The sequence below is a fragment of the Promineifilum sp. (SeqCode) genome (assembly GCF_041918635.1).
Taxonomy (GTDB): domain Bacteria; phylum Chloroflexota; class Anaerolineae; order Promineifilales; family Promineifilaceae; genus Promineifilum.
Genome location: NZ_JAYRVJ010000232.1, coordinates 1 through 10763 on the forward strand (window position 1 = coordinate 1; position 10763 = coordinate 10763).

3 protein-coding genes and 1 pseudogene are annotated in these 10763 nt (G+C 71.3%); all 4 read right to left on the bottom strand.

Going from position 1 to position 10763, the window contains the following annotated elements:
- Nucleotides 1-1510, bottom strand: a pseudogene (locus ACE3UY_RS07965) (hypothetical protein); the annotation flags it as partial.
- A gap of 29 nt (nt 1511-1539) precedes the next feature.
- On the bottom strand, nt 1540-5358 hold the full coding sequence (locus ACE3UY_RS07970) for a hypothetical protein (protein ID WP_374687012.1): 3819 nt from the start codon (nt 5356-5358) through the stop codon (nt 1540-1542).
- A gap of 11 nt (nt 5359-5369) precedes the next feature.
- A complete protein-coding gene (locus ACE3UY_RS07975; protein WP_374687013.1) occupies nt 5370-9155 on the bottom strand; it encodes a VWA domain-containing protein in 3786 nt (1261 codons plus the stop codon).
- Nucleotides 9156-9245: 90 nt separating this feature from the next.
- On the bottom strand, nt 9246-10763 hold a 1518-nt coding region (locus tag ACE3UY_RS07980), incomplete at its 5' end, for a hypothetical protein (RefSeq protein ID WP_374687014.1).

Genomic DNA, 10763 nt, shown 5'->3' on the forward strand with positions numbered 1-10763 from the left:
CCTTGCGCCGCAGCCGGTCGGCCTCGGTCATCTGGTTGGTCAGCTTGGTCGCCTCCAGCGCGGCGATGCCGTCGCGGGCGATCTCCAGTTGCTCTTCCAGGCCGGGGTAGTCGGCGTAATCCTCCTGGGCGGCGACGAGCAAGTCGAACTTCTCGCGGGCGGGGGTCTCCGGCTTGCGCGCCTCGAGTAGCTTGTTCTGGGCCTTCAGGTAGTTGTCCAGCAAGACCTGGATGACGGCCAGTTCCTCTTCCACCCCCTTGCGGACGTGTTCCAGTTCCTGTTTGTCGTCGGCGGTGAGGATTTCGTCATCCAGCAATCGTTGCGCTTCCAGCATCGCCTCGCGGGCGCGGGGCGGGCTGCTGGCCTTGTGCTGCGCCGCCGTCGTGTGCCGTTGGGCGACCAGGTCGCGCAGGTTCGATAGAAACTGGCCGCGGATCCGTTCCGTCAGGCCGAAAGTGCCCACGACGGCCCCCACCCCCTGGTCCATGATGCCGGCCTGGTCGACCATCTGGGCGACGTTCTTGCCGCGCAGGGCCAGGGCTTCTTTGTAGGCGGCCCGCATATCGGTGACGAGCAGCGTCGTTGGTCGCCCCAACTCCGTCCGCAGTTGGTCGCGCAGGACCTCGACTCCGTCGATCAGCTCGTTCACCTCGCCGATCAGGCGCGGGTTGCCGATGCGGTCGCGCAGGGCGGCGGCCAGGCTGAGGTTGCGCTCCAGGTCGGTGAGGCGCAGCGAAGCGGCGGCCAACTGGGTGTTGCGCCGGATCTCCTCGATCTCTTCGCGGAAGGTCACTTCCTCGCGCGCCGCCGCGAGTTCGCGCAAACCGGCCTTGACCGCCTCGTTGTCGGGGTCGATGGCTTCGGCCTCGCGCCAGCGCTCGTTGCGCCCCTCCAGGTCGTCCGGGTGCTCCTGGGCAAAGGCGCGCGCCGCGTCGATGAGGGGCTGGACTTGGCGGCCCAGGCCGATACGGGCCTGCTCATAGCGGCGGGCCACGTCGCCGCGCAGCCGGCCGCGCGCCTGTTCGGCCAGGCCGGCCAGCAGCCGCTTGGCCTCCTGGAAGTTCTCGGCCTCCAGGTGGTCGAGGGCGCGGTCATAGGCCGCTTGCAGGGCGTCGTCGGGGTCGGCCGCCGGGACTGGTTCCGGCGCGGGCGGAGGCGGCGCTTCAGCGACCGGCGCTTCGGCAACTGACGCTTCGGCGGGCGGAGCTGGGGGGGGCGGCGTTGGGGCGACGGGCGCTTCAGGCGCGGCCGTCTGCGCCGCGTCCGCCGGCGTGGGGGCCGGGGCAGCGGGGACGTCGTCGGAGCGTGAGGCCGCGTCGGGCAGGCCTACCTTCCACGCTAACAACTGGGCGCGGTGGGGGATGTCTCCCTCCCGGCCGGCCCGGTCCCAGGCGCGGATGTCCTGCGAGGCGTCCATCATGGCGTTGTAGCGGCGCGTATCGGCCCGGTCTACCTCCCACAACAGGCGCATCAACTGGTCAAGAATGGCGTCCACTTCTTTTGAGGTCATGGGTGTCCTCCTGGTTGGTCGGCGAGCGCTCAGGGAAGGGTCGGCAGCGCGGCCAGCCCCGCCGCCCACGTGTCCCCGGCAAATTGGGCCGCGTGATAATCCCCGAGCCAATAGGTCTGGCGCTGCCCGGTGGGGCGCACCAACAGCATCACGGCGGTGGCCGCCTCCGGCCAGTCGCACATTTCCGGCGCGCAGGGGGCGCTCTTCTGGCCCAGCGCCTCGAACTCCTGCGTGGCGGGGAACGTCACGTCGGCGGCCAGCGCCGTCTCGGCCCAGTCGGGCGCGACGCGCAGCGCGGCCCCCTCCTTTTCCGTGTCAATCGTCACCCGCAACGGCGGCGTCTGGACGGTGAGCATATTCGCCACGGCCGCGCGCTCTTCCCGGGTGGTCTGGTTGATCGCCCGGAAGGCCATACGGTAGTCGCCAGGGGAAAGGGGCGCGGCGGTCTTGTTCCTGGACCAGATGACGTCGATGGTGGCGGCGGTCGCGCCCTCGGCCGGCGTGAGCGTCCGGTCGAGGCGCAGTTCCTGCGCCTGGTTGCCGGTCGGGTCGATCAGGTCGAGCACCAGCCACCACTTGCCGCCCTGCTCGTCCTGCAGGACGATGACCGGCTGCGACAGGTCGAACTGCCAGCCGGCCGGCGCGCCTAGCCGCAGGTCAGGCAGGTCGAAGAAGGCGGCGGGGGTATCGGCCCGCGCGGGGGTGGAGATCGTCTCGACGCCCAGGCTGAGCGGCGAGGGTGTGGGCAAGGGGGTGGGCGGGGCGGCGGTGGCCGTCGGCGGCAGCACGACGGGCAGCGTCGGCGCGGGCGTCAGGGCCAGGGCCAGCCCGCCCACATCCGAACGGAGCGAATCGACCGCGCCGCGCACGCCGATGACGTTGCCGCCCACCTCGGCGATCTGGGTGGGGACGGCGCGCAGCGCCGCCGGGACGCGCGCCGCGCCGGCCAGCAGGGCGATCAGCAAGAGCAGCGCCAGCCCCAGCAAGGGCAGGTGCAGCCATTTGCGCAGCTTCTCCCGCCAGGTGTCGGGCGGGGTCTCAATCACGATGACGGGCTGACCGCCGCTGTCATCGGGCGTGGGGGCGCGTTTCCGCCACTCCTCCAGACCGGCCTGGACGCGGGCGAGCCGCTGGTCGTCCTGGTTCAGGCTGTTGTTCCAATCGGGCGGCAACGTGGCGCGGTAGCCGGCGGCAAACTCGGCCATGGGCGCGGCAGCGCGGTGGCTGCTCTGGGCGAGGGAGTTCTCGGCCTGGGCCAGCCAGTGGCGGAAGGTGTAGAGGTTGTCATACGCCTCGCGGTTGTTTAGCCGGCTCCGCACCTTGCCCAGTCGGTCTTTCTGCCCGGCGTCGAAGGCGTCCTGCCACTTTTCGGCCTCGGCGTAATCGGCGGCGGCGGCGTCCCAGCGGCGCGGCTCCCACTTCAGCCACGCTTCAGCCGAGGCGAGGTAGCGCTCGCCGGCCAGACGCGCGTCGGCCCGCGCCACGTCCGCCTCCAGCTTGCTTAGCTGCTGTTCGCGGCGCGGCTGCTTGTCGTCGTCGGCCAGCGTGGGCAGCAGGCGGCGGGCCTGCTCCAGCGCCTCGCGGCCGAAGGCCACGTCCACCAGGCCGGGCTGGCCGTTGAGCCGGCGGTCGGCGTCGCGCAGCAGCCGCTCCCACTGCGTTTCGGACTTGAGTTGGTTGAGGCGCGTTTTGAAGGCCGCGTCATCGCCGAAGTAGGCCTCGGCCTCGGCCACGGCCGCGTCCGCCTCGGTATAGCGCGCCGCGTCGCGCAACTTCTGGACGCGCAGCAGGAGGGCGTTTTGCCAGTTGTCGCTGTCCTGGGCGGCGCGTTGGCGCAGCCGGTCGAGTTCGCCGGCGCGCTGTTCGGCCTCCGCCGGGCCGTCCCAGCGGCCCAGCGCGTCGGCCAGCCGGGCGGCCAGGGGCAGGGCGCCGGCCCGCACGGCGTCGTCGTACCATTGGCGCGCGGCGCGGCGCAGATCCGGCGGCGGTTGGCCGCGCAGGTCGCTCAGCCGCTCGGCCAGGTCGTGGGGGTCGCGCCGGCCGATGGCGTCGGCGGCCAGGGCGGCCAGCCGCGCATCCTCGGTCGCGCGCCACTGTTGGCGCAGGCGGCGCTCCTCGTCGGGCGACAGGCGGGCCCAGGACAGGGCCGCGTGCAACAGGTGCTGCGCCTGTCGCGGCGGGCGCTCGGCGGCGGACGCGGCGGCCAATTCGACGAGGGCGGGTTGGTCGGGCTGCTTTTGCAGTTCCTGGATCAGCAGTTTCAACCCGGCGTCGAAGTCGCCTTGGAGGGCGCTCTCCACCTCTTGCCGCTGGCGCAGGGCGTCGACGCCCTGGGCGGCGAAGTTGGCGTTGCGCGCCGCCGCCCGGCGCAGCGCTTCCTCCTCCCAGCCGAATGCCTCGCTGACGGCGTCGCTATAGGTGATTTCGGGCAGGCGCTCGAGAAGCTCCTCATAGGCGCGGGCCGCCTCGCGCCAATTGCCGGCCCCCTCGGCGGCGCGGGCTTGCTGGAAGGCCAATTGGGCCTCGGCCTCGGCCAGCAAGGCGCGCAGGGGGGGTACGCTCTGGCGCTCGGGGATGGCGCGCAACGTCTCGGCCGCTGGCTTCCAGTCGTGGTTCTTCATCGCCTCCAGGGCGCGTTCCAGGGGGGGACGCACGTTGCCGGCGTAGGCTTCCTTGCCCAATGCCGCGCCCGTCTGGGCGGCCATGACCCACCGCCGCAGTTCGACGCGCCCCAGGGCTTTCGCCTCCTCCTCCCAGGTCGCGGCGGCTTGTTGATAGGCGGCGCGCTGGTAGTCCTGGTAGCCGGCGGCCCAGGCGGGGGAAATCTCGCCCACGACGTCGTCGATGACGGCGCGGCTGCGCTTAATCTCGTAGGCGTCCGGCTCGCGCCGCGCGAGCATGTTGGTAAGTACCTGGGCGCGCTCGACCATGCGCGGATCGGCCTGACGCCCCTCGCTGGACTCCTGGTCGATCGGCCGCACGACGCCCAGTAGCTCAAATTTCAGGTCTTTGAGATCCTTCGTCCACAGGGCGAAGTGCTCGTCCACGGCGGCGCGGAAGTCGGCTGCGGTCGGGAAGCGGCGCGCCGGGTTGAGGTGCAGGCCGCGGGCGATGAGGGCCTGGGCGCCCAACGTTAGCGCGTCCCAGCGCTCGCCGCCGCGCGATTGCAACTGGTGGAGCGATTCGCCCGACAGGCGCGCGCCGGCCCCGGTGACCATCTGGTAGAGGTAGGCGGCCATGCGCGTCAGGTCGTCGGCCGCGCCGCGGGGAGGCTGGGTGGGGTCGCGCTCCTCCAGGCTCAGGTGGTTCCAGTCGATGACCTTGACCAGCCCCGTGTCGGCGTTCCAGCGAATGTTCTGGAGTTGGAAGTCGGTGTAGCTCTTACGCAGCGCGGTGTGGAGGACGTGGAGGATGCTGAGGACTTGCGAGGTGATGGCGAGGGCCGTTTGCTCGTCCAGCGGCCCGCTGTCGGCCAGGACGCGGTCGAGCGAGGGGACGCTGATGTACTCGAAGGCAATGAAGCGCGTTTCGGCCTGCTCGCTCAGGCTGGCATTCTCGACGATGCGCGGGATGAGCGTGGCGACGCGGGGGTCGTGTTCGGCGGCGGCCCCGGATAGCTTACCCAGGGTGACGGCCTCGTCGCGGAAGTTCTGCTCGATCTCGTCCGCCAGCCCTTCGCGCAGGACTTTCAGCGCCACCACGTCGGCGGCGGCGGGCGTGAGGCCGAACCCGGAGCGGCGGCTCGCCCGATAGACCTCGGCCGTCACCCCCGCGCCCAACAGGTCGATGATCTCGTACTCATTGCCCGCCCGGCTGCGGATCGTTTGTCCGGTGCTGAACATTGCCATAGTCATTCACCTCAGAGTTGCCGAATGATGCCTTGTAGATAGATCGCCAGGTCGCGGTCGGTCGAGTGGTCGCCGTCGAGCCACGGCTTGATCAGCAGTTGGTCGGCGCGTTGCAGGTATTCGCGCTTACCCAACTCGGCCCAGGCCGACTCTTGGGCCGCAGCCGTCGCCCGGTCCAGGTCGCGCAACATCTCCGCCCGCCGCTCCGGCCGGGCGAAGCCCAGCGGCCGGCGGGTGTCGTCGCCGCCGAAGAGGTTGCGCAGCCCTTCGCCGGGGGTGCGGCCGGGCCACGCGCCCAGCCCGGGCAGTTCAAGTTCCCCCTGGCTGTCCGGCCCATCCAGCAGGCTGAAGAGGTAGGCGCGCGCGTAGCGCGACACCAGCGGCTCATCTTGCTCCAGCCAGCCGACGAAGCGGGCGCTGAGCCGGCGGCCGCTCTCCTGGGCGGCGGCCAACTGCTCGCCCCGCCGGATGTAGTGGCCGGGTGTTACGAATCCCTGGCTCCAGGCCGTGTCGTCGTAAAGCCCCTTGCCGGCGCGCAGCGGGGCGCGGTCGCGCACGCGCAAGAGGGTGACGGCCGAGAAGTCGTTGGTCTCGACCAGTTCGACCGCCTGCTTGCCGGCCGACTCCTTCAGGAGGCGGGCGCTCAACTGGCGGGCCTCTTCGGATTTGGGGGCGACGAGGATGATCTTCTCGCCGAGGCCGCCGGCCATGCCCATCTCCTGGCTGGCCTGAGTCTCGTTGAGCGACAAGCGCGGCGCGGCGCGGTCGAGCCACGCCTGCGGCGGCACGCGGCCGGCCAGCTCGAGCGTCTGGGCCCAGGTGGAGGGCGTCGCGGCCAGGGGGGTCAACAGCCGGTAGAGGCGCGCGGCGACCGCCTCCGGCTCAGGCGATAGGGGAAAGTCGGTCGTGTCGTGGCTGGCGTCGTCGCTCCAGACCAGATCGCCGGGCGGAACCCACAGTTCGAGGGAGAGGCGCGGGCCGACCGGGTCGAGGCGGACGAACCAGCCGAAGCGCCGCGCGCCGCGCAGCAGCGGGTCGTCGGCGGTCGCGGGCTGCTCCAACCAGTTGCGGATGCGTTGGCGGTAGACGGGCCATTCGAGGTCGTTCTCGATGGCCCACTGGCGGCCGGTCTGGCGGCCCAGTTGGCTCAGCCGCTCGCGCGCTTGCTGGTGGCGACGATCCACCCAGGGGTAAAGCTGTTTCGCCATGAACTCTTCCCACGCCTCGATCTGCCGCTCCAGGTCGCGGACTTGTTCGACGGCCCGGTCGGCCACTTCGTGGTTGAGCAGGCCGCGCACGGCCTGGAGCCAGCGGCGCGTGGCGACGAGGCTGCCGACGCGGCGGAGCGGCGGCTCGCCCCCTCCCCCTTCCCCATTCAGCCGGTCGTTGGTCAGGCGGACGAGGGCGTAGGCGAAGTCGTCGTCGTTGTAGCGCCGCCGGAAGCGGGCGACGAAGGCTTCGGCCGACGCGCGGCGGGCGGCGGCGTCATCGGGCGTGTCGTCGGGGTCGAACTTCTGGTAGCTGCCAGCCGGCGTCAGGCTGACCAGCGGGTGCAAGCCGACACGCGACTCGAACAGCAGCTCATGGACGGCGCGCCAGGCCAGCGCCTCGTCGAGCCGGCCGAGCGGCAGGCGGACGGAGAACGCGCCCAGGGCGGCGGCCATGCCCCACCCCCGTTCGTTGACCAGAACGTTGGCCTGGACGTTGGTGCGGGTCATGTGGGCGGCGATGTGCTGCTGCACGCCGGTGTGCAGGGCCGCCAGCAGCCCGTCGGCCAGCGTCGTCAGGTGGTCGTTCACGCTCGTTTGCTCGTCCGGGGGGGTGAAGAGGTAGAGCGTCTGGACGACAGCCGCGTCCGACACGCGCCGGAATTTGGGCTGGAGGTGGCCCTCGGCGACATAGTGGAAGGGGGCGGACTGGTTGCGCTCGAAGCGTTCCAACTCGCGCAGCGTCGCCAGCGTGCGGGCGCGCTGTTCGTCGCGCCCGATGGCGCGGTGGGGCTGGTTGACGCGCGCCGGCCAGTCGTCGTTGACGGGGCCGGTCAGCCACAGTTCTACGTCGACGCCGCTGCCCTTGTTCAGTTGCATGAGCCAGGCCATGTCCACCAGCAGGCCGCCGCCCACGTCGTCGAAGGTAGAGCCGACCAGCCGCAGCTTCGGCTCGCTCAGCCGCGCCGCCAGCCGGGAGAGGCCGCGCCAGACGATGGAGTGGTCGGCGCCATTTCTCAGGTCATGGAAGAGGGCCATGCGCCCGGCGGCGCGGCCGTAATCCTCGCCGGAGGTCGGCTCGTACCAGTCCAGGTGGGGCCACTCGCGCGGATTGCGCCGGATGTTGTCGGCGACTTCGTCCAGGTTCGGCTCCAGCACGACCCACTCGCCGGGTTCCAGGTAGTCGGGCTGGGTGAGGGCGGGGCCGCCCACGCCACGGGGGCGCACGTCGATCTGCATCAGGCGCACCTCGTCCGGCAGCCGCCCGCCGCGGCGGACGCGCAACGCCTGGGCCACCTGGGACAGGACGACGCGCCCGACGGGGCCGAGGCCGATGATCATGGTCGGCGTCAGGTCGTCGGCGGTGGCGGCCGGGTCGGGGTCGCCCAGCGCCAACGTCTGGCGGCCGTCGTTCAGGCGGCGCAGCCAGGCGGGGAAGCGGTCGGGCGGCGGCTCGGCGGGCGCGGCGGCCAACACGGGCGCGGCCGGCGGGGCGACCGGCTTGGGGCGCTTGAACCAGGCCAGCAGGAAGGGCAGCGCCGCCAGCGCGGCCAGCAGGGCCAGCAGCCACGGCGGCAGCACCAGCACGTTAGGCCCTGGGGGCAGTGTCGCGGCCACTGCCCCGGCGATGCAGTCGGTATAGTTCATGGTCGTCTCAGTTTGGTTGATCGCGCGCAGGCCGATGCCGCCCACGTCGGCGCGATAGGCGAAGGCCGCCTCGCCAGCCGGCAGGCTGAGCGCGGTCCAGGTGATGACGCGGCCAGCCACCAGTCCGGCCGGCTGCACCGTGTCCGGCCGCACGGTCAGGGCGTCGGCGGCCGTCTCGACCAGCGTGACGTCGAAGGCCACAGCCTGGTTGAGTTGCGTCGCCACGTCGGCATAGAGGTCGGCCAACTCGGCCGGCGAGGCGCTCTCGTGATAGTCGTTGGGGGCGCTGACCACGCTTTGCAGCAGGTCGGCGTTGGTGTCGACCGTCGGCAGCGAGACGGCGATGATACGCACCCCCTCGTCGCGCAGCCCCTCGGCCACGCGCCGGGCCGCGGCCGGGTCGGAGCCGCCGTCGGTCAGGATGAGGATGACCGGGTCGGCATTGGCTGTGGTCTCGGCCCGCAGGAGCGACCCGGCGTCGTCTAGAGCGCGGGCGATGTCGGTGTCGCCGTCGGCCTGGATGGGCGCGGCGGCGGCAGCTAGCAGGGCGACCTGGTCTTGCGAGAAGGGCAGGCGCAGCGCCGTGGCCTGGTTGAAGTAGAGGATGGCGACGCGGGTGGCGTCCAGGTCGACGGTATTGATGAAGGCCCCGGCGGCGTTTTGGGCCTCGGCCAGGGCGTCGCTGTCGGCCATGCTGCCGGAGCGGTCAATGACCAGCACGATCTTGGAGGCGCGGCGCGCCGCCGGACAGGCGACGGCCGGCCGGGCCAGCTTGGTCAGGGTGACCTCGGTCGCGCGGTCGAAGACGAGGACGCGGGGCGCGACGTGGCGGCGCAAGCCGTCCGATTGCACGTCGTCGCGCGCCAGGACGTAGCCGACCAGCCCCAGCAGGGCCAGCAAGAGGAGTACAACGACACCGAATAGGATGCGAGCCGCGCGCATGTTACCCTCGTATTAGCGCGGCGCGGCCGATCAGCCCAAGCCCCGGTCCCCTCGCCGGGCCCTGGCCTGGCCGGCCGCGCCTTCGCCTGATTAGTCCGCGTGACTGCCCAGACCGGGGCGGCGGGCCGGAGCGGGGGTCGGCTCTTCGTCGCCCTTCTCCTTGGCCGCCTTCAGGTCGGACATGACTTTGAATGGGCCGGAGCCGGCCTTGCGTCCGCCGGGGCTGCTCGCGCCGCGGCGCAACTCTCCCAGCCGCTCCTGGAGCATGATCTGGGCTACCTGGGACATGTCCTCGAAGTCCTGCCGCCGCAGCTTGTCTGGGTCGACCGGGTCGAGGGCCATGTTGTGGAGCCAGGCAACGACGCCGCCGCGCAGGTTGGCTTCCAGCAACTCCTCCTCGTCTTCGCCGCGCACCATGTCCTTGATCAGCCGCTCGCCGTAGCCGTGGTTGACGACTGTGCCATAACCCGGCTGCCACGTCCGCCGCCGGATGGCGTAGCCGTGGATGGCGTTGAGGATGTCGGGCTGGGGGCGGCGCATGCTCTCGGTGTCCTTGTTCCACGCCTTGGTCAGCCAGATGGTCTGGCTGCCGTCGGGGTGCGGCCAGGTGAGCTCCCAGCGGTAGAGGCCGTCTTCCAGCCCCTCCTCGCTGACGAGGCCCAACATGCCCAGGTAGAGGAACTGGCGCACGGCGCGCGGCTCTTCCAGCAGCATGACCACGCGCGGGTGGAGCGGCCGGTAATCCTTGGTGGCCCCGCCGGTGCTATAGTTGATCAGCCGCCGCTCCAGATTGACGGCGTTGGCCTCGGCGGCGAAGTTGTGCAGCAGCGTCGGCTCCATCAACGAGCCGACGCCCTTGACGTGCTTGATGTACTCGGTCATGGCCCCGCGCCAGGCGGTGAACTGGTCGTAGTTGTACAGGTCGTCGGTGCGGACGAGCGTCAGCTTGTAGGGGTGTTCGGAACCGACCAGCTGAATGCCGTAGTCGTCATCGAGCTTCTGCACATCCAGGCTGTAGCGCTTGCGCAGCGCGCCGACCAGGCCGCTGACGCCGAAGTAGCTGTCCTTCTCGTCGGCCATGACGCGGATGAGGTTGCTCTTCTTGCGCGAGCCGCGCGCCCCCTCGAACAGCGGTTCGGCGCTGACTTCGGCCACGCTGCGGGCGAAGTCGGCCGGGTCGGGGTAGCGCTCGCGGATGGCATCGGTCACCAGGCTGCGGGCGACGACGCCACTGTAGCCGCGGCGCGTCAGGTTGAGCAGCCGGTACTGGTTGCGGCGGCCGGCGTCGGCCCGCAGTTCGGGCGTGGCGAGAGCGTTGGGGTCGACCAGTTCGTCGGGCCGCTCCCCTTCGACTTCGGGGGCGATCCGGGCCGACACGCGCAGCCGCGGCGGCGTCCCGTCGCTGTAGTCCACCACCCACTGCCAGCGGCTGAGGGCTTGGGCGACTTCGGCCTCGTCGGCCGGCAAGGGGGCGTCCTTCAGCAGTTGTTGAACCTTGGGGGTGCGGGCGTCGAAGTCGTGGGCGTTCTTGACGGCGCGCTTGCCGGCCAGCACGCCATCCCACAGGCCGGGCAGGGCCGAGGCGGTGTCGCCCGTGGAGAGGTGGCG